This window comes from Halorubrum rutilum (genome assembly GCF_024494565.1).
Map to the genome: position 1 here is coordinate 110,929 of NZ_JANHDN010000006.1, position 21,497 is coordinate 132,425.

The 21,497-nt window shown below is 56.4% G+C and carries 18 protein-coding genes and 1 pseudogene; 15 read left to right on the forward strand and 4 right to left on the reverse strand.

The features are described from left to right. Positions 1-72 precede the first annotated feature (72 nt). From NO900_RS13490 to NO900_RS13555, 14 genes are all read left to right on the forward strand, one after another. On the forward strand, positions 73-1,737 hold the full coding sequence (locus NO900_RS13490) for an ABC transporter substrate-binding protein (RefSeq protein ID WP_256409737.1): 1,665 nt from the start codon (positions 73-75) through the stop codon (positions 1,735-1,737). Between the two features lie 66 nt (positions 1,738-1,803). Then, positions 1,804-2,823 (forward strand): ABC transporter permease, encoded by a 1,020-nt coding sequence (locus NO900_RS13495; RefSeq protein ID WP_256409738.1) that lies wholly within the window; start codon positions 1,804-1,806, stop codon positions 2,821-2,823. Positions 2,824-2,825: 2 nt separating this feature from the next. Further along, positions 2,826-3,734, forward strand: coding sequence for an ABC transporter permease (locus NO900_RS13500; RefSeq protein WP_256409739.1), 909 nt, complete (start codon positions 2,826-2,828; stop codon positions 3,732-3,734). Position 3,735: 1 nt separating this feature from the next. Next, the gene (locus tag NO900_RS13505) at positions 3,736-4,866 is read left to right on the forward strand and encodes an ABC transporter ATP-binding protein (protein ID WP_256409740.1); all 1,131 of its coding nucleotides are present in this window, start codon (positions 3,736-3,738) and stop codon (positions 4,864-4,866) included. Continuing rightward, positions 4,863-5,918, forward strand: coding sequence for an ABC transporter ATP-binding protein (locus NO900_RS13510; protein WP_256409741.1), 1,056 nt, complete (start codon positions 4,863-4,865; stop codon positions 5,916-5,918). Before NO900_RS13505 ends, NO900_RS13510 begins: the two co-directional genes overlap by 4 nt. Positions 5,919-5,920: 2 nt before the next feature. Beyond that, a complete protein-coding gene (locus NO900_RS13515) occupies positions 5,921-6,307 on the forward strand; it encodes a hypothetical protein (RefSeq protein WP_256409742.1) in 387 nt (128 codons plus the stop codon). Then, positions 6,304-7,392, forward strand: coding sequence for an S-methyl thiohydantoin desulfurase family protein (locus NO900_RS13520; RefSeq protein ID WP_256409743.1), 1,089 nt, complete (start codon positions 6,304-6,306; stop codon positions 7,390-7,392). The genes NO900_RS13515 and NO900_RS13520 overlap by 4 nt, the downstream gene beginning before the upstream one ends. A 2-nt stretch (positions 7,393-7,394) precedes the next feature. Continuing rightward, entirely contained in the window at positions 7,395-8,312 is a 918-nt protein-coding gene (locus tag NO900_RS13525) for a DUF1177 domain-containing protein (RefSeq protein ID WP_256409744.1), read from the forward strand. Further along, positions 8,309-8,968: an AroM family protein gene (locus NO900_RS13530; protein WP_256409745.1), complete on the forward strand. Its 660-nt coding sequence runs from the start codon at positions 8,309-8,311 to the stop codon at positions 8,966-8,968. Before NO900_RS13525 ends, NO900_RS13530 begins: the two co-directional genes overlap by 4 nt. Beyond that, positions 8,968-9,915, forward strand: a complete 948-nt coding sequence (locus NO900_RS13535) for an aminopeptidase (protein ID WP_256409746.1) — start codon at positions 8,968-8,970, stop codon at positions 9,913-9,915. The genes NO900_RS13530 and NO900_RS13535 overlap by 1 nt, the downstream gene beginning before the upstream one ends. Before the next feature lie 18 nt (positions 9,916-9,933). Continuing rightward, positions 9,934-10,809: a nitroreductase family protein gene (locus NO900_RS13540; RefSeq protein WP_256409747.1), complete on the forward strand. Its 876-nt coding sequence runs from the start codon at positions 9,934-9,936 to the stop codon at positions 10,807-10,809. Further along, positions 10,806-11,489, forward strand: a complete 684-nt coding sequence (locus NO900_RS13545; protein WP_256409748.1) for an aspartate/glutamate racemase family protein — start codon at positions 10,806-10,808, stop codon at positions 11,487-11,489. The genes NO900_RS13540 and NO900_RS13545 overlap by 4 nt, the downstream gene beginning before the upstream one ends. Then, complete coding sequence (locus tag NO900_RS13550; protein ID WP_256409749.1) at positions 11,486-12,553, forward strand: succinylglutamate desuccinylase/aspartoacylase family protein; 1,068 nt, start codon at positions 11,486-11,488, stop codon at positions 12,551-12,553. Before NO900_RS13545 ends, NO900_RS13550 begins: the two co-directional genes overlap by 4 nt. A gap of 141 nt (positions 12,554-12,694) precedes the next feature. After that, positions 12,695-13,237 carry an Lrp/AsnC family transcriptional regulator gene (locus NO900_RS13555; RefSeq protein ID WP_256409750.1) on the forward strand — a complete coding sequence of 181 codons (543 nt, stop codon included), beginning with the start codon at positions 12,695-12,697 and terminating at the stop codon, positions 13,235-13,237. A 503-nt stretch (positions 13,238-13,740) separates the two neighbouring features. Here NO900_RS13555 and NO900_RS13560 read toward each other — a convergent pair. Beyond that, positions 13,741-13,878, reverse strand: a complete 138-nt coding sequence (locus NO900_RS13560; RefSeq protein ID WP_256409751.1) for a hypothetical protein — start codon at positions 13,876-13,878, stop codon at positions 13,741-13,743. A gap of 343 nt (positions 13,879-14,221) precedes the next feature. Here NO900_RS13560 and NO900_RS13565 point away from each other — a divergent pair, with 343 nt between their 5' ends. Further along, positions 14,222-14,686, forward strand: coding sequence for a hypothetical protein (locus NO900_RS13565; protein WP_256409752.1), 465 nt, complete (start codon positions 14,222-14,224; stop codon positions 14,684-14,686). Positions 14,687-14,691: 5 nt separating this feature from the next. Here NO900_RS13565 and NO900_RS13570 read toward each other — a convergent pair whose 3' ends face one another. The 3 genes and pseudogenes from NO900_RS13570 to NO900_RS13580 all read right to left on the reverse strand — a co-directional run bounded on the left by NO900_RS13570 (position 14,692) and on the right by NO900_RS13580 (position 21,381). Continuing rightward, a complete protein-coding gene (locus tag NO900_RS13570; protein ID WP_256409753.1) occupies positions 14,692-15,906 on the reverse strand; it encodes a hypothetical protein in 1,215 nt (404 codons plus the stop codon). Positions 15,907-16,486: 580 nt separating this feature from the next. Beyond that, on the reverse strand, positions 16,487-17,233 hold the full coding sequence (locus tag NO900_RS13575) for a hypothetical protein (protein WP_256409755.1): 747 nt from the start codon (positions 17,231-17,233) through the stop codon (positions 16,487-16,489). Continuing rightward, a pseudogene (locus NO900_RS13580) lies at positions 17,230-21,381 on the reverse strand (Eco57I restriction-modification methylase domain-containing protein). The gene NO900_RS13575 and the pseudogene NO900_RS13580 overlap by 4 nt, the downstream one beginning before the upstream one ends. Positions 21,382-21,497 lie beyond the last annotated feature (116 nt).

Below are 21,497 nucleotides of genomic sequence, written 5' to 3' on the forward strand. Positions count from 1 at the left end.
CTTCTAATTTTGCAGACGATTAATTTCCCATTTGGAAAACATTTATTATACTTCGCGACACCAGACGTAGTCATGCGACCCGATAACACGGAACGTCGCAAGTTCCTAAAACTGGTTGGTGTAGGTGCGACTACTGTCGCACTCGCAGGGTGTACAGGCAACGATGACGCAGACGGAAGCGATGGTAGCGATGAGACCGATGGCGAAGACGGAAGTGATGGAGGGGAAACGGACTTCCACTTCATCGCGGGCCAGGTATTCGGCACCCTCGACCCAGCCGAGCAGGTAGACTACACCCAAGGGATGGCTGCACAGAATCTCTACGACGAGTTCGTCACGGTTGATCCGGACTCGCTACAGCCGACTGCCAACATCGCCGAAGAGTGGGATGTTGAGGATGGCGGTCAGACGTGGATATTCACCATCCGCGACGATGTGACGTTCACCGACGGTACAGACATGACCGCTGAGGACGTGGCCTACTCAATGAAGCGGATGCTGGAGATGGAGGCTGGTTACTCGTCCTTCTGGCTCAGTTATCTGAATCCAGAGGACGTGACCGTCCGCGACGAGCAGACGGTCGAATTCGGGTTCAACCAGGCTTACGGCCCAGCGCTGGCAACGCTAGTCCAATTCTACATCGTTAACAGCGAGGTAGTTCAGGAAAATGAGCAGGACGGCGATTACGGAAATGCCTACCTCCAAGACAACTCGGCGGGGTCAGGTGCCTACGTGCTTGACGAGTGGGAACAGGGTAATTCCATTTCAACATCAGCCTACGATGACTACTGGAAGGGATGGGATGACAACAGCTTCGACACGTTCCGGTCGACAGTCATCACCGAGCAATCGACTATTGTCAACACGATGCGTGAGGGCGGTGGCGACATGACTGACCAGTACATGGGGACCCAAGCCTACGAGGAGATGGACTCGTTCTCGAACGTTCGGGTACCAGAGGTCCCCCAACTCCAGTTGTTCCACCTGCCACTGAATACTCAGAAAGCACCGACCGACGATATCAACGTCCGGAAGGCGATCGCTTACGCATTCGACTACGAGAGCGCGGTTAATGAGATAATCGGTGGCGGCGCGGTTGCCGCGGGGCCAGTCCCACGAGAGATGGCAGGTCACAATGATGATCTCGAGCCAATGTCTCAGGACCTCGACCGCGCGCAAGAGTTCCTCGACCAGGCGGAGTACTCTGTTGACGAAATCAACGAGATAGGCCTCGAACATGTAGTCGTAGCCGGAACCGAGCTCCAGCGGCAAGTTGGGCTGCTCAACCAGTCTGGTCTGTCGGAGCTTGGTATTGAAGTGGAAGTCAATCCCCAGCAGTGGGCCACAATCACTGACCGTGCCACCGACCCCGAAGAGACAGCCCACATCACGAATATCTTCCACACCGCGAAGATGCCTTCGCCGGACAGTCACACTTACTTGATGTACCACCCTGAGTCGTTTGGGTCGTACATCTCCCAGTCGTGGTATTCGACCGACGAACTCGAATCAGTCCTCGAGGAGGCTCGCAGCACGCCAGACCTCCAAGAGCGCCTCGAAAAATATCAAGAAGCACAGGCACTGGTAGTCGAGGGGATGCCCAGCGTATTTATTGCGAACCCACCGTACCGCATCGGAATTAACGAGAATGTCGGTGGTTGGCAGTACCAAGGCGTGATGGCATTCGACTGGGACGTGCACTCGATGCACCGCGAAGGGGAGGGGCGCGCAGAATAGCGGCTGCCAGAGCCAACCCTAATTAAACACCTCAGATCCTATCACTTCCAATATTACACGCAACTAATGTCATACGTTAACTACTTGATTCGCCGTGCGCTCCAATCGATCCCGGTTATTTTTGGTTTGTCGATGCTGATTTTTGTCATTTCTCGGGTGATTCCGGGAGATCCGGTTCGGCTCGCGCTCGGCCCAGAGGCCAGCGATCAGCAGGTCGAGGCCCTCAAAACCGAAATGGGGCTTGATGAGCCAATCCCGGTTCAGTACGTCGACTGGCTGATCGGCGTAGTTCAAGGCGACTGGGGAATGTCTCTGCGGACGAATAATAACGTATTCAACGACATTATCGCCCGGTTGCCCGCTACGTTCGAGCTCGTCGTCCTGACACTGTTCTTCGCGGTGCTGCTCGCGATTCCGTTCGGCGTCATCGCGGGAACAAACAAAGATCACTGGCAGGACCATGTCTCTCGTATCACCGCGCTGTTCGGCGTCTCAATGCCACGGTTCTGGGTCGCTATTGTGCTCCAGATCATCTTTGTCGTCACCCTCGGGCTGCTTCCGCTATCGGGGCGGCTGAGCGATGGAGTTGAGCCGCCTCCAGACGTAACGCACCTCTATCTCGTCGACAGCCTGCTTGCGGGCCAGTTCGGGACGTTCGTCGACGCCGCGACGCATCTGATATTGCCGGCGTTCGCGCTCGGACTGGCAACACTAGCACAGGTGATGCGACTCATCCGATCGGACATGATCGACGAACAGCGCAAGGACTACGTGCTCGCTGCGCGGGCGTACGGCCTTCCGAACAACCTAGTCGAGTACAAATATATGCTGCGCAACGCGTTCACGAGCTCGCTGACGGTTATCGGGCTTTCGTTTGGCTTCCTACTGGGAAATGCGTTCCTCGTAGAGATCGTTTTCGCATGGCCGGGGATGGCCCGTTACGGCGTCGAGGCAATTCTGTATCAAGATTTCAACGCCATCATTGGAGTCGTCATGGTCGTCGGTGTCGGGTTCGTGAGTGCGAACTTCATCGTGGACCTGCTGTACGGCTACCTAGACCCGCGAGTTAGACTGGAGGATCAATAAATATGGCTACTGAAAAAAGCGACGGACGGTTTCTCAGTACAGAGGACACCGCTCGACAGGAGCGGCTTAAACAGCTCAAGAGGACCTGGAAGAGCTTTATGCAGAATAAGCTCTCTGTCGTGGGTCTGCTGATGATACTGACACTGGTGTTCGCAGCGACGTTCGCTCCGTTTATTGCACCGTACCCTGATGATGCCGGGGCAGGGGTCCATTTCGACCGCGCGAGCCAGCCGCCAAGTCTTGAGCACCCGATGGGCACGGACACAACCGGTCGCGACATTTTCAGTCGGGTGTTGTTTGGTGCACGTATCTCGCTGATGATGGGTGCAATCGTGCTGTCAATAGCAATTTCCATCGGCGTCACCCTCGGGCTAGTCGCCGGCTACCTCGGTGGGAAGACCAACTCGGTCATCATGCGCACAACTGACATCTTTTTGGCCATCCCGCCAACGCTGCTAGCGATGGCTGTTGTCGCGGCTACTGGGTCATCGTTATTTAATGTCATGGTCGCCATCGCGTTCTCTTGGTGGTCATGGTACGCGCGACTGACCCAAGGAGAAGTCCTCTCAATCAAGGAGGAAGAATTCATCGAGTCTAGCCGGGCATTAGGCTCGAACTGGCTTCGGACAACATTCAAAGAAGTACTACCCAATATTGTGAGTCCGATCACAGTCAAAGCCACACTAGACATGGGATTCGTCATTCTCGTAGGTGCAGGCCTGTCATTCCTCGGACTGGGTGCTCAGCCGCCGACCCCGACTTGGGGGGCAATGATCGCTCAGGGGCGTAACTACGTCACCACCTTTTGGTGGATCGCAGTATTCCCAGGATTAGCCATCTCATTCGCTGTGCTCGGGTTCAATTTCATTGGCGACGGCCTACGGGATGCCTTCGACGTAGAGGTGAACTGAAATGGCTGAGACTCTCTTGGAGGTACGAAACCTCCACGTCCAGTTCGATACATACGACGGCGTCGCGGAGGTAATCAACGGTGTCGATTTCACGCTGAACCGTGGCGAGACGGCCGCATTAGTCGGCGAAACTGGCTGTGGCAAGAGCGTGACTGTCAAATCTATTATGGGCTTACTCCCTGCAGCGGAAATCACCGCGGGCGAGATCATATATAAAGGCCAGGATTTGCTGGAGTTGTCCGATGCCGAGCGTCATGCACGTCGGGGGCGCGAGATTAGCATGATCATGCAAGATCCGATGACGAGCCTCAATCCCGTCCTCACAGTCGGTGAACAGATGATCGACGTGCTAAAATGGCAAGGCGAGCGCCGGCTATCTGTCACCGACTGGCTCCGGGATAAGGTCTCGAGAAGGTCAGACGCGGACCACCGTGAGCGAGCGATTGAAATGCTTGCTGACGTAGAAATCTCTGCGCCAGAGCGGGTGTTTAGCAGTTACCCTGTTGAGCTGTCTGGTGGTATGCGCCAGCGTGTGTTGATTGCCATCGCGTTACTGTCCGAACCAAATTTCCTGATTGCCGACGAACCTGGTACGGCCCTAGACGTCACGACCGAGGCAAAAGTGTTGGATTTGCTTGACGAACTAGTCGAGGATCGGAACACTAGCGTTCTGTATATTACTCACGACCTCGGCGTCGCTCGTGAGGTGAGCGAATTCATCAATGTTATGTATGCTGGCGAGATCATCGAGCAGGCTCCGACAGCCGAACTGTTCGCCGATCCGGAGCACCCCTACACTCGAGGGTTACTCGAGAGTATACCGACACTCTCGAGTGGGATCGGTGGAGGTATTGAAGGTCACCTTCCAGATTACACGGATCCGCCGGCAGCCTGCCGATTCGCGGAGCGATGTCCCCACGCTGAGTCTAAGTGCAGCGAGGTAGTGCCATATCCGCGGAAGACAGCCGATGACCACACGGTTGCCTGTCACCTCTTTGACGGGGAGGCCGCCCACGACCGCCATCAGAAGCTTGCTCAGGAGAGGGTCGACATTGGATCGCCCCCTTGGCGGGAGGGCTCGGAGACTGAGACTGGGTCCGACGTAGTGGCTGATGGAGGGGCTAGCAAATGAGTCTCACTGACAACGCCGACGAGATAGTAACCCGAGGGGCTCGCAAAGAAGCAGACTCCATGGTCCAAGTCGAGGGACTGAAGAAGCACTTCCCTATCCATGAAGGGATCCTACGGAAGAGGGCTGGGGAAGTCCGAGCGGTCGACGGAGTGAGCTTCTCGATCGGTGAGGGGCAGACCTTCGGACTGGTTGGAGAGTCTGGGTCAGGGAAGACGACTATGGGCCGGGCGATGCTGCGGCTGACTGAACCCACGGCGGGTACTGTCAGGATTGATGGTCAGAACGTCGTCGATCTTTCCGAGGACGAACTCAAGCGGTTCCGACAGAACATGCAAATCGTCCACCAAGATCCCACGTCGAGTCTTAATCCTCGCCACCGTGTGAAGACGATTATCGAGGCACCATTGAAGATCCATGACTACGGTGATGCTAAAGAGCGCATCGAGCGCATCGAGGAGCTGCTGGACATGGTCGACCTACCGCGGGAATACATGTACCGCCACCCTGGGCAGCTCTCAGGCGGACAGAAACAGCGGGTCGGTATTGCCCGAGCAGTAGCACTGAATCCGAAGTTCGTCGTGCTAGACGAGCCAACAAGTGCGCTCGACGTGAGCGTGCAGGCCCGCATCGTCAACATACTCCAGCGAATCCAAAAAGAGTATGGGATCACCTATCTGTTCATCACTCACGACCTTTCGCTGTTGCGCAACGTCGCCGACCGCATCGGAGTGATGTACCTAGGCCGGCTTGTTGAGGTCGGTGATGTTCAGTCCGTCTTCAGGACGCCAGAACATCCCTACAGCCGGGCGCTGTTATCGGCCATATCGACGGTGAGTGATGCCGACAAGCAAGCCAAGCCTGAACAACAGAAACTTGAGGGCGAGATCCCGGACCCTCGGGAGAAGCCCAGCGGCTGTGCCTTCCGCTCGCGGTGCCCCCGTGCGTTCGATGCCTGCTCAGGTGAAGAACCCTCGATGTACGAACTGGGAGACGACCAGGAAGCACGGTGCTACCTGCACGATGACCGCTACCGGGAAGAGCCCGATTGGTGACCATGTCTGAGGATTCCTCTCGAATCAAGACACTTCGACGGGCTCGCCAGCGGCAACCCTGGACAGTCGAGCTGCTTATTGAATCGGCGGCTGATCCGATGAAATTCAAGGAACGTACACCGGCCTGTGCAGCCTGTCCGCAGCCCTGCGAGGCCGACGAGGTGTGTGCGACGGCAGTAGGAAAGGCAGGTAACCTCTTCGAGTCGATGGGCCGCGACCAGGCGTATTACTTGGTGGAGAACGGCATGAAGCGATTGCGAACACGAGACGACGCCACGCTCCGGACCGTTGAGCGTGAGCGGCCAAACACGTTCCTAGCGCTTGATAACGAGCGCATCGGCGAGACGGCATCGAAAAACAAGCAACCGACAAAATCCAACGACAAATGAACGACAATAATCACACAGAGATCACCGATGAGTGGGTTGAACACGTAGCGGTCGGCGGGGCGATCCTCGGCGGCGGGGGCGGTGGCTCGCTCGATGAAGGTATCGAGTTCGGCGAATTGGCGGTCGAGTATGGCAGCCCGACACTACGTCCAATATCCGAATTGGACCCCTCCGAGGTAGTTTTGACTGTCAGCGGTGTCGGCGCCCCAGCGGCGACTGACAGCCACGTCAAGCCGGCTGACTACGTGCAGGCTGTCGAGTTGGTGATGAACCGGATCGCCGAGCGTGGTCGATCAGTCGGCGCGCTAATGACCAACGAAATGGGTGGGTTCGCTAGCGTCAACGGATTGCTGCAGTCGGCCGTGACTGGGCTCCCACTAGTGGATGCGGCGTGTAACGGCCGCGCACATCCAACAGGGCCAATGGGGTCGATCGGACTGTCAAGCGACGAGACTGTGTTACAGGCCGGTGTCGGGGGCGAGCCCGACACTGGACGGCGCCACGAACTGGTCGTGGAGGCCCACCTTTCGTCCGCAGCGGACACAATCCGTCAAATAGCTGAGGCGGCCGGAGGCCTAGTTGCGGTCGCGCGTAATCCCGTCCCGGCGGAGTACGCCGAGTCTAATGCTGCGCTCTCGGTGTACGACCAGGCAAAAACGCTCGGTCAGGCAGTTCAGACAGCACGTGACGGCGAGACCGCCGCTGCAGAGGTAGCGTCACTGCTGGACGGCGAAGTAGCAATCACTGGGACCGTTGACTCACGGGAACTGGAGACAGCTGGCGGATTCGACATCGGGACTGTCGTCGTCGACGACCACGAGCTCACATTCTGGAACGAGTATATGACCTTCAGCCGTGATGGTGAGCGGCTCGCAACGTTCCCCGACCTGATCACAACGCTGGACACAGACACCGGCGAGCCGATATCGACTGCCGAAATTGCAGAAGGCCAGTCAGTCACAGTTGTACTGGCGCCGGCATCGTCGCTGGCACTCGGCGCTGGAATGGACGACCCTGGGTTGTTCGAACCCGTCGAAGAGGCTGTCGGGCAACCGGTCGTCGAACACGCGTTCCCGGAGGTGTAACCATGTTTGAGCGAATACAGCGCGCCTACGATGTGCTTGACCACCCCGATGCGGACGGCGAGGCCGTCTGCTCGGAATTAAAAGGGACCGGTGTCGATGTGGATGTGACGACCATCGAGGGCAAAGAAGGAACAACTGACTTCGTAAAAATAGTTGTCCCGGGTGAGGATCCAGACGCAAACACGCTCGGTGTCATCGGGAGGCTGGGTGGCGCGGGAGCCCGTCCCGAGGAGATCGGAATGGTATCGGACGCCGACGGTGCGATCGTCGCGCTTGCGACGGCGTTTCAGCTCGCGGAGATGCATGCCCGCGGTGATGTGCTTGCAGGTGACGTACGCATCGCGACCCACGTCTGTCCGGATGCTCCAACCCAGGCTCACGATCCGGTTCCGTTCATGGGGAGCCCCGTAGATATGGCCACAATGAATGAACACGAGGTTGATGGCGAAATGGATGCGGTGCTATCAGTCGACGCCACGAAAGGTAACCGGGTCCACTGCGAACGCGGGTTCGCGCTAACTCCGACAATTAAACAAGGGTGGATCCTCCGTCCGAGCGAGACTCTTCTCGACGCCCAAGAGCGGGTTACGGGTGAGCCCCCGAGGACGCTCACGCTGACGGCCCAAGATATCACACCCTATGGGAATGATGTCCACCATATCAACAGCATCCTCCAGCCTGCAACCGCAACAGACGCGCCAGTGGTGGGCGTTGCCACGACAAGCGTGAATCCAGTTCCCGGTTCTGGCACCGGAGCAAACTATCTCCCTGAGATCGCCGAAGCCACCGGATTCGTCGTCGAGACGGCGAAAGACTTCACGCGCGGACGTGCCTCATTCTACGATGAGGCAGAGTTCGACCGCCTGAAGTCGCTATACGGCTCAATGGACCATCTTCAGACAATGGGTGAGAGCCGATGACAAAGCTTGGACTGCTCACTATTGGCCAGGCGCCTCGGGATGACATCACTCCCGACATCAAGGCCCAACTCCCCGAGCACGTCGAGGTTATCGAAGCGGGCGCGCTTGACCGGTTCGACTCCGCTAAAGAGATCGAGGAGGCGGCAGGAGCCCACGATGGCGAGCCGGTATTTGTCACGAAACTCCGAGACGGCTCGTCGGTCACCATCGACCGGGCTGCAACAATCGGATTGATGCAAGAGCGGATTCAGGAGCTCGCGGCGGATGTCTCCACTATCGGGGTCCTCTGTACGGGAGCATTCCCTACATTCAACGTTGACGTCCCGGTACTGGAGCCCAGCAAGCTGCTACACGCCTGGACGTCTGGCATCGTCGATGACGGTACGGTCGGCGTACTCGTGCCCGAGCCCGAACAAGTACTCCAGACCCGCAAGAAGTGGGCGGAATTTGACCTGGTCACCGCTTCCGGGTCGCCTTACGTTGATGAGGATGAGGTCAGTCCCGCTGCCGAGGCGCTAGGAACCGATGTCGATCTCGTCGTGATGGACTGTATGGGATACACTCCTGAAATGAAGGATCAGGTCCGGACGACGACTGGTGCGGGGGTCTTACTCGGCCGGTCAGTACTCTGGAAGACTTCCACGGAGGTGCTGTGATGGCGGACCTTCGAGCAGTCGCACGGCGAGTTCTCTCAGAGAATATGGGAGCTGTTGCTGATGAGTCGTTGGTGGTCGTGACTGACACCGACAAGCGAGAGATTGGACGAGCACTATTCGAAGCCGGCGCTGACCTTGATCTCGAAGTCGGAATTATTGAGACGCCGCCGATGGAACGTAGCGGGATGGAACCCCCGGCGTTCGTCGCCGCGGCCATGCGGGAGGCCGATATTGTAGTGGCACCAACGAGCGCGTCACTAACTCATACGCGTGCTCGAGAGGCTGCGACGGAGACAGGCGCTCGCGTCGCCACAATGCCGGGCATCACCGAGCGTATGTTCGGCGAGGGTGCAATTACCGCCGACTATGATGAGGTCGAGCGGCTGACAGCCGCGCTCGCCGACCGGCTGACTGCAGCTGATGAAGCCCGTATCGAGACCGGTAAAGAGGTACTGAAAATGTCGTTGACTGACCGCAAGGGAATTCCCAGTGACGGTCTGATCCGCAAACCGGGTGAGTCAGGAAATCTCCCCTCCGGTGAAGGGTATATTGCCCCAGTTGAGGATACTGCAGAGGGCGCTATCGCGTTTGACGGCGGCCTCGTCGGTGTCGGTGCGCTCGACGAACCTGTTATTGTCCGGATTGAGTCGGGATCGGTTACATCTGTTGAGGGGCCGTCGGCCGAACAGTTTCTTGAGGCAACCGCCGGAGACGACTGCGCTCGCCAGGTCGGCGAACTCGGTCTCGGGACGAACCCAGCTGCGGAGATCATCGGGACTGTCCTTGAGGATGAAAAAGTCTATGGGACATGTCACGTAGCATTCGGGGACAACCACGGGTTTGGAGGGACGATCGAGTGTGATTCCCATGTCGACGGGATTGCACTAGAACCCGACGTTTACCTCGACGACGAACTCGTTGTTACCGGTGGTGAGGTGGTTGTGTGACCGACTGTGAGGTAACAGATGACCGATAGCGATAGTGACAGTAGATACACTGACCGCCCAGCGCTACACGGAGAGGAATCACAGGTGACAGACCTGACGCGGTGGCTTGCAGGGCGGGCGACAGTCCGTGATTTTGACCCTAGTGCAGAGATTCCAGACGAGGAGGTCCGCGAAATGGTTGACGCCGGGCGGAAGGCCCCAACCAGCGGGACGGTACAGATGTACAGCTTCGTGTGGATCCGCGAGCAATCACTGCGTGAGCGCATCCATGAGTTGTGCGACCGCGGAAGCAAGCAGATTGAGGAAGCGAGCCACTTCCTGCTGGTATGCATTGACCTGCGGCGGGTCCGGCTGCTGTTGGAACACCGTGACCGCGAGTTCCGCATCGTACCTGGGATGGGGATGCTTGAGGGAGCAATCGACGCCTCACTGGCGGCGATGACAACGATGACAGCCGCCGAGAGCCAAGGATACGGAATCTGTCCAATCGGGAACATCCTGAATGGTCTCCCCCAAGCTGCGGCAGCTGTCGACCTCCCGTCGGGTGTCCTCCCAATCTACGGGCTCTGTATTGGCGTCCCAGCCCACGGTGAGGCCAAAGAGAACGCCCCGCGGCTCCCGCTCGAGGCAGTTCTTCACGAGGGAGAGTATCAAGATCCTCCACCAGAACTACTTGAAGCCTCCCACGACGCGATGGACGAAATGTACGGTGACAGTGTCTACGGAGACTCCGATCGAGAGTGGTACGGGACTCTCGAGCGCTACTGGGGGCCTGACGGTTTCATGAATCGTCGCGAAGAGACGTTGTTTGCCGCCCTGCGCCAGCAGGGCTTCTTCGCGGCCCGCGGCATAGACGAACCGGCAGAAAAGAACGAAGATACTGCAGATACATGACCAAACAAAATCAAATCGAGATGGGTGTCCTCCGCGTGCTGACGCTGGAGGACCCTGAAGACGTATCGCTACATGGACGCGTGATCGAACAGCAGTTCCCCCATATCTCGACGACATCACGGTGTATTCCTGACCATCCGGAAGGGATTCCGTCTGTCGAGGCTGAAGAGGAGGCGCTACCATACATCAAGGGACTAGGACGGGAAATGGCGACTGACGTCGACGTGCTAACGATCAGCTGCGCGCTCGACCCTGCAGTGTCAACACTCGATAATGAGGTGGACGTGCCAGTTGTCGGTGCGGGCGCCAGCGTTGCGGCGATTGCGATTGCCCGGGGTGAAACTGTCGGGACGCTCGGCCTTGAGAGCGGGACACCTCCGATAGTTCGCAATCTACTGGGTGACCGTTTAGGGGCCACCGAGACTGTTGAAGGCGCGGAAACAACCAACTATCTCACGACCAAGGAAGGGCAGACAGAGATCCGGACAGCGATTAAGCGGCTAGCCGACGCCGGTTGCGACGTAGTCGCGCCCAGCTGCACCGGGCTGACGACCTCAGGCGTGCTGGGTGACATCGGGTCGTCCTTCGAAATTCCAGTTGTCGACCCCGTACTCGCGATGGCTGCGGTCGGTACCACGACGGTGCTGCCAATCACGACAGCCTCGGAGGTAGAAGCATGAGCGATGCCGTCAAGGTCGGCGACGTCAGCGCGGAACCAGGGACCCGCGAGCAGGGGTACATCGAAGGTGTCGAGCTAACGACTGGCGACAGTATCAACATCCCTGTGGTTGTTCTTAATGGTTCCAAAGAGGGACCGACTGCGCTCTTGTTCTCGACCCAGCACGGCAAGGAACTCCAGGGAACAGCTGTCACTCACGAAATGATCCACGAGCGGCTCTCGCCAGACGAGGTAGCAGGTACGGTGATCGCCATCCCCGTTGCTAACCCGCTGGCATTTATGCATGCGACCTACCGGTCGTGGATCGACAATCGAGATGTCGGCTATGTCAACGTCGAGAATACAGAAGGTAACACCACTGAACGCCTCGCTAGCGCTATCTGGGAGAACGCTTGGAGTAAGGCCGATATCGTCGTGAACTATCACTGTAACGACCACCCAGATTCACTGTATTTCCAGATCATCGAGCCGACCGAAGAGACGGAGGCTGACGTTGAGCGGGCTGCCGAGGCGTTCGGTATCACGACGGTTCGAAAGGACAATATTGTCGAATCTGGTCCCGGACCGATTGGTGCTGACCGTGTCCCGACATTAAGTAATAAAGGTGCAGCAGAGGGCATCCCCGAGCTCATGGTGGAGTTCATCAACGGCCGGTATCTTGACGAGACGAGCCTCCGGGTTGGGGTGGATGGCACCCTCAATGTGCTGCGGGAGTTTGACCTCCTAGAAGGGGAACCCTCGGAAGGCCCTCAAGAGGATATCACGCTGGTTCCGTGTCAGTACACTGGTGGCCATGGTGTCAATCGTGCCCACGGAATGGTCCGCAATGACAGCGGCGGAATCCTTTATCCGCGCCAACCGACGGGAGAGTTTGTCGCCGAAGGAGAGACCGTCGCCGACATCGTTGATCTCCACGGTAACCACGTGGAGTCAGTCAAAATGCCTGTTGACGGCTACCTCTGGGCGTACGCCGGCTCCCAACAGTTCGCCACGTCAGGTGGAATGCAGACCATCGAATCTGGCGGAAAAGTTGTTTACGCGTTTACACACGAGGAGAATGTGTAGCCGTACCACTCATAGAACATACAGCCGACAGATCATTAGTGTCTGGCAGAAAGCCAGTAGAACAATCAGTGTCTAAGACGGAGTAACTTTTTGTCAAGTTGCTGTAAGAAAGCTATTAATTGAGGCTAAAGAATACAAGGTATGGATATTGAAATGCCGGAACCAAAGGAGTGGATTGAGGACCCCCAAGTCGTCGAACTGCTGGAAGAGACGATGGATCACAAGGATTATTTGATTTTTCGTGAGCTGAATGAGGACGGCCGGCTATCGGACACAGAGCTGGCTGAGCGAGTTGGTCTCTCTCGGACTGCTGCACGACGGCGGCGGAAAAACCTCCAAGATGATGGGATCCTCGAGATCTTCGCATTGCTTGTATTCAAGAAGGCTGACTATACCTACGCGGAAGTTCACATCTCCTACTCGACGGATGTCAGCCAAAGGCAGATAGAAGAGTTCATTAAGGGCTTTCTCAACGATGGTCTTGTCTACGAGGTGGCCGAAGTGGTCGGCGAACATGATCTTATGATCCGTGTCTGGGAATCCTCGCTTAATGAGCTCAACGCTCATGTACGGGAATATCTCCAGAACAATGATGTTGTCGACTCTTATACACTTGTCCCAATTACAAACTCCTACAAGATGTTCCACCGAGATTTCTACTCGAACGGTGTCGACGACGAATAACACAATATCGGTGACGCACCATACCGCGTTGGGTCGAGAATAAGTGTGAAGTGGTTACTGATGTGATTTGGGAAATAATTGGTACAAATATCGGCGTAAACGAACACTATTGACCGGTTCGCTCTGTTGGAATTGGAAACAACCTTGTCCGGAGTTCGCGCTCTGTATTTAGCATAGCCTCTCCAAACTATCAGCATCTGAGGATATCAACAGAGCTGCCACGGTCGATGTTGGCTGTGACGAGTGTTCTAGAGGTATCGATAAAGAGCAAGACAGCTGATCACCTGCCGATATCGGGTGGCTATAGTAGCTGCTCAACACCGTCGTAATTCCTCATGTAACTCTTGCTTCCCGGTGTTATCTATATGTCACATAAGGAGTTGATATCGGACGTCGTGCGAACGAAACCGAAAACGCCCGTTGCGGGTTTGTCGTGCTACCGAGTGGGAGGAATTAGCGCAATAATCACGACCACAGATGCTACTCGATAGTTGCTTCTTCCATTATCTCAATCTCCTCGTCAGTGAGTCCGTACAACTCGTAGCGATCTCGTCGATCAGGTCGTCTATCTTTGTGATCTTCTTGTCAAACTCCTCGGCAAGCTCGACCGTCTGGAGGTAGTTCTCTATGTTGCCGGCCACGTCGTCGACATCGGAAACTTGCCCGCCTTCAGCCGGTCGACGAGCGAATTCATCTAAGTTGCCGTCTCGCGGACGTTCACGAATCCGGTAGCTTCGTCAGCGAAACCATGATCGCACTGCTCGTCGCCGCCGCCTCCGGTTATCAGGTGCTTCGGTAAGTGGAAGATAGGTATTCGTAGACCGTGTTTTGGTGGTCAGTTAGTAAAACCCGCTCTCCAAGGTCTCTAATGGATATAATTCGGGTATTGTATCTATCTTCTTTATACCTCCCTTCTGCGAACAAGAAACAGTTACCGTTGCGGTCGGGATTTACGTTCTTCCCCTGAGAGACGTTTATCAAGCCATGAGCGGGCAACTCGATACCGATCCGGCGGTCGCCAGACGAGAGCCACATGAGGAACCCGTCACCAATTACGATTCGAAGAGCGTGATACTACGGGCCGAACGCCACGATCGGATCAGAGTCGAGAACACCGTAACGAATATCTCGCCGGGTCAGTCGATTCCCGACGATCTAACGGTGGTGAAGCGGACGTCGACGTATTTCGGCCCGAAATTAGTCATGGAATCGGCGGGTTCGAACTATCTACTCACGGCACCGGGGCCCGACTCACAGCTGGTCCTCTGGCACACGAGCGAAGGCCCTGACGGATTCAGAAACGAGTGGGCAAAGTTGGCCGAAGTAACTGTGGCGTTCGAAGAGGACCAACCACAGTACGATCTCTGTCCCGTCTGTGGCGAGCTGATGAAAACGCTTGAACACGAGCGCGAAGCCGCCTTCGGCTCGTGTCTGGACACCGACTCCTAAACCGCTTAGAAGTCGTCGAGACCGGACTGTTCCAAGCCCGAATCGAAGTCGCCTCGGATCCGTTGGAACGAAGCCGTGGTCGACGGCGTCACGCCCTTTTTCTCAGCGAGGTATTCCACCAGATTGCCGTCCTCGATTTCGGGGTGGAGTTCGCCGGCTGCTAGGGCCTTTTGTTCGGCGTTGACGACCTTCTGAAGCCGGTTCAGTGTGTTCTTCGGAGACCGTCGACAGCGCTCAACCACGTGTTCGGCATCGAGCGACGAATCTTCGGGGAACACTTCGGAGAGTTCGTCAAGCGGAATGTCGCGGTAGATCCACCCGTCTTTATCGAACAGTTTGAACGTGATCGTGTCCTCACCGGATTTGGCTTCGGCGTCCTCATATGCCGACGGAGGCATCCGAGGACTCACGTGTGAGCCGCCGATGATGTCGAGGCCCATTCCCAGACCGGCGAAGTCCGCCGCCGGGCGACCTCCAAGACTGTCGTCCCGATCGCCCGGATCAAGGTTGATCCCGTAGAAGAGGACGCTCTCCTCGATGCCCCTTCGTGCGATCGAGTTCATCATCGGACGGACGATGTCGACCTTCGCGTTCGCAGTGATCCGCGTCCGGTCGAAGTTGAGGCAGAACGCACGCACCTGCTCTCGCCCGTACACATCCATCAACTCCGTCGTGTATTCGTGGCCGAGGATCGGAACAACGCCCATCACGGGCATTTTCGGAGCGGCTCGGTCGGCCACGTCCAAGAACGTCTTGACGCTCTCGAGATAGGACCGGAAGGCCGGATCTGAAACCCCGTTTTCGGAGTCGACAGTCCGAGCCAACTCCGGCATCAGAGGCACCGTCATCACATCGGAGAAGGAGGCGATAACATCGCACAGGTACTCGGCTTCGCTCTCCGAGATCGGCGTGGTCAGATCGTAAGAGATGAACGCGATCGTCAGTTCATCTTCTCGTGTCTTGTTGTAACCTCTCTGGAGACTCTTGACGATCGCGTCTTCACCTCCTCGAAGGGCCTGCGTGAGGGTCTGCCCGTTGACCGAGCGGTGAAGCTCGTTCACACCCCGAGCGTTCTCCTGAACGGACTCGTGTTCGCGGGTCTTTTTGATGTCGATAGCAACCGTGGGAGTGTCGACGGTTACCTCTCCAACCTCTACTCGGCGTAGAGGGGCGAGGATGTCGTCGCCGAACGACTCCGTTTTGACTTTGATCTGGCTCACTTATCGAGGCGAGTGAGTTCCACGGAGGTGCGTTCCCAGATCACCTGATGGAATCGTGGCCCTACTTAACGGCTGTCGGAACGTGTTCATTTTCGCCGGCCTACTGAACACTAAGTGTCGTCCGATCCACCTCTCGGACGCGAAGCGGGTAGGACAGCAGGCGCGACAGAGAGTCGTGGCCGGTGGTGCGGCCGTGACCGACTCAGCGCCACACGTTCTTTCGTGATACATTACGTGTGTAATTCTGGACACGTGCGGGATATGGATAAGGGTTCGGGGGCCGGAGTGAAAGTGAACTAAACAGCGCCAACATCGATTCTTTCTCCCGATTTCGAGTTGGTGAGACGGGGTGTTGAGACTCCATTTCGGAAGTTACAGACACCCGGATATCACACAGGCTGCTCGACGACCTTGATCTACTCGTCGAGTTCTTCCGGCGCGCTCGACCGTCCGGAGGTAGTTCTCTAGGTCGCCGGCCACGTCGTCGACGTCGGGCAACTCGATCGCCTTCAGCCGGTCAACCCGCGAGTTTGTTTTTGTTACCGCCTCACGGAAGTTCGCGAAGCTGATCTTGTCTTGGTCAGTTTTCCCCGAACACCGATTTGACGTATTTCGGTAGGTTGGTCGCAGCGAAGGCGGGCACAAACTCCTCGGCTAAGAGTTCACGCTCGTCTGACGCTCCCGACGAGAAGTCCCCCTCAATTACATCTCTACGGCTCGCGACCTTTCTGATGACAGGGGATATATCGATCTTGGGATTGTGACTCATCGCTTCGCCCGTATGAATGTCTTTCATCCACAGTGTCCATCGGAATCCGTCAGTTCCGATTCCCACTAGGTACCGCTGCTTGGTATCGCGAAGGTACTTACAGAACGCGTCCTCTTCCAGATACTCTCGAATATCCTCACTCGCGTGTGTTTTCGCACCAGTCATTCGCTCCCGGTTTACCGCCTTCGCCTCAACGATACACACGATAGCCGGGTCGATGTTTTTCAGTAGATAGTCGGGCTGTTTCGGCTCGACTTTCCGATACGTTATTGGCTGGCGGATGAAGTGCGGCCCAGTTCCGTCGTATTCCGCTGAGGAGGAACTTAGGTATCCAAGTCCGTGGAGAACGGGTCCAATGAGATACTGCTCTGTGAAGACTTCTGGTGCCTGTTCAACGCGTGCTCCTGAGAACTTCTTCGGACTACGAAAGAGTTCACTGAGCTGCCCAGCCTCTCCGAGCTCTCGGAACTTCTGTGGGAACACCTCTAACTGTCTCCTGACCTTCCCCGCGATCTCGTCGTCCTCGGTTAGGGAGGCCAGAGACTGGTTTTCGCTCACTCTTTTACAGCCTCCTCAACGATCTCGATCTCCTCGTCGGTGAGTCCGTATAGTTCGTACACAATCTCGTCGATAAGCTCGTCCGTCTGCTCGATCTTCGCATCGAGCTCCTCGGTGCGCTCCTTCGTCTGTAGGTAGTTCTCCAAGTCGTCGGCCACGTCGTTGACGTCGGGCAGTTCGATCGCCTTCAGTCGGTCTATCAGCGAGTTCGTCTTCGTCGCCGTCTCGCGGAAGTTCGCGAAGCCCCCCGCCTCGTCGACGGCGACCGGAACAAAGTGCTCGATCAGGTCCGCCTCCCGCTCCGTGAGGTCCGTGATCCGGAACGCCGGCAGGGACTCCGTCTCCGTGTAGCCCCACTGGTCCGTCTCGTGCGCGTCCTCGTCGTCGGGCTTGTAGCGAGCGGTTGCCTCTATGAGAACGGTGTTGGGGGACTCGCGATCGACGCGGGCGGTGCCGATGCGGAGGTTCTCGAGATCTTCGCTTGTTTTCGATACTGCGGTTCTACTGGAACTATTTGTTGGTTGAATTAGACCGTAGTCTTGGATGCTCTTGTTGAACTCAGGGGATCCTAGATGTTGAATCAAATCTGTATTCAGGTCTCTCCTGTTCCGCTTATACGATTTTATTAGTTGTGCCAGCGCTGACAGTTTCACATACGGATGAGACGACTCCTCAATATCGCGAATACTTGAGATAGAGTGCTCTTCATTTACAATATCATCCTCATCTAGTTTTTTGACGGGTAGTTGGCGAATATCTTCAGGATAAACATCAGTATATGATCCCTGGAGAGTACCCGTTGCTAAGAATTTAGAGAAATAATATCCGACGACTGATGAGTTGGCTAGCGCATTAAGAAACCGCACGTTGTACTGTTCCGCATATTCGTACTGTTCGTGATCTGATGGCCCCCTGTGAGATTCCATCTCTTCTGACCATGGGACCGCATGTGCAGCCCTCTGTGCAGTATAATATGAATCATAGTCATAACATGAAACAAGACGGTTATTAGAATCACTAATCCTCCGGAAGATCACCTTTCTATTCTCAAATAATTCTGGGTATTTCGGGCGATGGAAGTGCTGTCTTTTTGAGTCGTAGTCGATGTACTTCCCATCCCACTGAAGAGAATATCGCTGAATGTTTTTACCTTCCAGATACGGCTTAAATCCCGGCCCTTCCTGAGTATCAGACAGTATATCTTCTTTGTTAAAGTCTAATTCACTATCTGCTGCACTATGCGCGACAATTCCCGGATTGACACAACATATCGAGCCTAATGAGGTAGAAATATTATCCAACTTATCTTTTAGCTCCATGTCTTCTGGGGAGATATCTAGTCTAAATGAAGTATTGTTGTAGGTCAAGAAGATCTCTTGATCAATATTGAACTCACTATTGAATACTGGCTGATTGTATCGAACGATTTCAGTAGTACCAGTCGAGGGTTCTTTACAAGCTACGTAAATAACACATTGACGGTCAACCGACTTGAAGACAGAATATTCTCCAAAGTCAACGAGTGCGTGAATATTTGTTTCTCTGACCAAGTGATTCCGGATATCTCTTGCGTATTTTTCTGTTTTGACAGAGCTGGGAAGAATATATGAATGATATCCCCCATGCCGCGTCAATTCTAGAGCCTTGTAACTAAATATCACATACAGATCCCAATGGCCTACCGTGGGCTCCGGATATAGCTCCTCATACGTTCTTGGCGTAATTGGACTATTCTCGGTCAATTCCCAGTTCGAAACATACGGCGGATTTCCGACAACCGCGTCAAACCCGGCCTCTGCCATCTTCTCGCCTTCCGAATCGAAGAACACCTCGGGGAACTCCAGTTCCCAGTGGAAGAAGTCCTGTTCGTCTGCCGTTGCCTGTGCCGCCGTGAACCAGTCTTCCTCGCGAATCTCGGCCCAATCGTCCTCGTCCTCGATCGCACCGGCCATCTGCTCGTACGAGCCCTCAGGCACGTCACAGCCGAACTCCTCGGCGGTGTGGACGTTCGCCAGCTCGAAGAGGCGCGTGTAGAGGGGGTCGTCGCGGATCTCGTCGTACAGCTCCTCCATCGACTTCACATCCTCCAGCGTCTCGTTGTCGTACGCGAGCAGATCCGCCATCAACTCCATCACGTGTTCGAGCGTGTCTTGCCGGACGCGCGCAAACGCCTGCGTCAGCGTGAGCTGGCCACTATCATCATCGTCGCCGCCGTCCTCGGAGAGCACCTCCGTGATGTCGCTGCCGACGAGCGAGTTGCCCGTCTTCAGGTGGTGATCGAGAAACGCCAATGGCTGGTCTGCCGCCAACGTTTCCAGCCACATCGACAGCTTCGACAACTCGACCGCCATCCCGTTCAGATCGACCCCGTAGATGCACTCTTTCGAAATCTCTCGTCGGATATACTGCTCGTCGTACGACTGGATCTCCTGCTCGCGAACGACCTCCATCACCTGCTCGGTGAGGTAGCCGGTTGCCTTCGTCAGGAAGTGGCCTGAGCCCATCGCGGGATCGAGGATTGTGAGGTCCTTCACCTCCTGCCAGAACTCCGCGAAGTACTCTCTATCACTCGGTTCGAGCCCCTGCTCGCGGAGCTTCTCGTCGATCTCGTCGATCAGCGGATCCACCGTCTCCTCAACGATGTAGGTGACCACGTAGTCCGGCGTGTAGTACGCCCCTGTCGCCTTACGCTCGCCTTCGTCGTTGACGACGTATAGCCCACCTTCCTCGACGATCTCGACCGCTTCTGCGGCCGTGACCTCGGAGGCGGGCTTCCACACCTGTCCGCCGTCCTCTGAGACTGCTGCAACGCCCTCCGCGTCCGCGATCCGGAACTCGTGTTCGAGCAGCCCCTCGTAGATCGAGCCAAGGTGTCGCGTGTCCAGATCGGCGTAGTCCGCCGGCACGTGCTCGCCCTCGTCGTTCTCGGTCGTCGACAGCCAGTAGATGACCTCGGCGATGTACGGGTCCTTCACCTCGTACTCATTAAGGAATGCGTGGTCCTCGCGACTGAACAGTCCCCCATTGTACGGCGGAATGTCGAGCGAGTCCTCGCCTTCGTCGATCAGCTCGAACAGCTCTGAGAGCCGCCCCCAAATGGACGATGAGAACCGGCTGTACTCCTCGGTGAACGCCTCGCCAGACTCCACGTCCATATCCTCGACGTCGTCGAGAATCTCCTCACGCTTCGATTCGAGGCTGAAGTACTCGTGGTACTCCTCGCTCGCGTCCGGGTCATCAGGGTCGATCAGGCCACGCGACTCCGCGTACAGCACGAACATCAGCCGATAGAGGAGAACCAGCGACTGCTCTTTCAGTTCGTCGCGATTGATGTCGCCGTCGTCGCCCACGTCGAGGTCGTTCGACTCGACGAATCCCTTCCCGAGCACTCGCAGTGCCCGGAATACGTTGTCCTGAAGATCTTCGCCAAGTTCCTGTGCAGCTGTCTCCGATTCGGTCCAGACGTCGTCGAGGAACGAACTCCCTGCGTGCTCGACGAACGCCTCTGGTCGGAAGAACGCGAAAAAGTACTTGAACGCCTCCAGATCCCCGCTCTCTAGAATCTCCGGCAGATCGACTTCGTAGTAGGTCTGTGTCTCTTAGTCTTTGGTCCCGTAGAGCCGCCATTTCTTTCCGTCGGTGAGCACACCCCACTTCAGATCGCTCGGCGTCCGTTCGAGGTAGTACTTGATCTGATGTGAGGCGTCACGGTAGGAGCGCTGCTCGGCGAATCGTTGCTCGAAGTCTGCGTCCCACTGTTTGGCTTCGAGGATCGCCGACGCCCGTGAGAACAGCCCTTCATGATCGCCGTCGCGGGCGCGCTTCGCCCCCTCTCGACGCACATCGTCGTTCTCGAAGAGCAGCCGGTCAACGTAGCCCCCGCCGTCCGGGAGCGTCACCTCGGAACTCGTACCATGCCCGAGGATGTCGACCACCTCGGCGATCCACGTGTCGATCAGTTCGTCTTCGTTGTAGGAGGGTAAGAGGGCGCCCTCCTTGTTCCAGAGATCACGGATCTGCTCGAAGGCTTTCTCGGCTTCCTCGTCACAGTCCCACGCGTCTAAATCTCCGACGCGCTCGTCGAGATAGTAGCCAGAGAAGAGGTTGGAGTTCCGGTAGGGACCACTCCCGAGCGTCGCTTGGCTCATTGAATATCAAACCCACACGTCAGCGCGATTAAATAGATGACGGAGCGATTACCAACGCTGGATCGTTCTGATGGAGAGCGAAGGTGATGGTATTCAGATCGTTTACGACTCAGTTC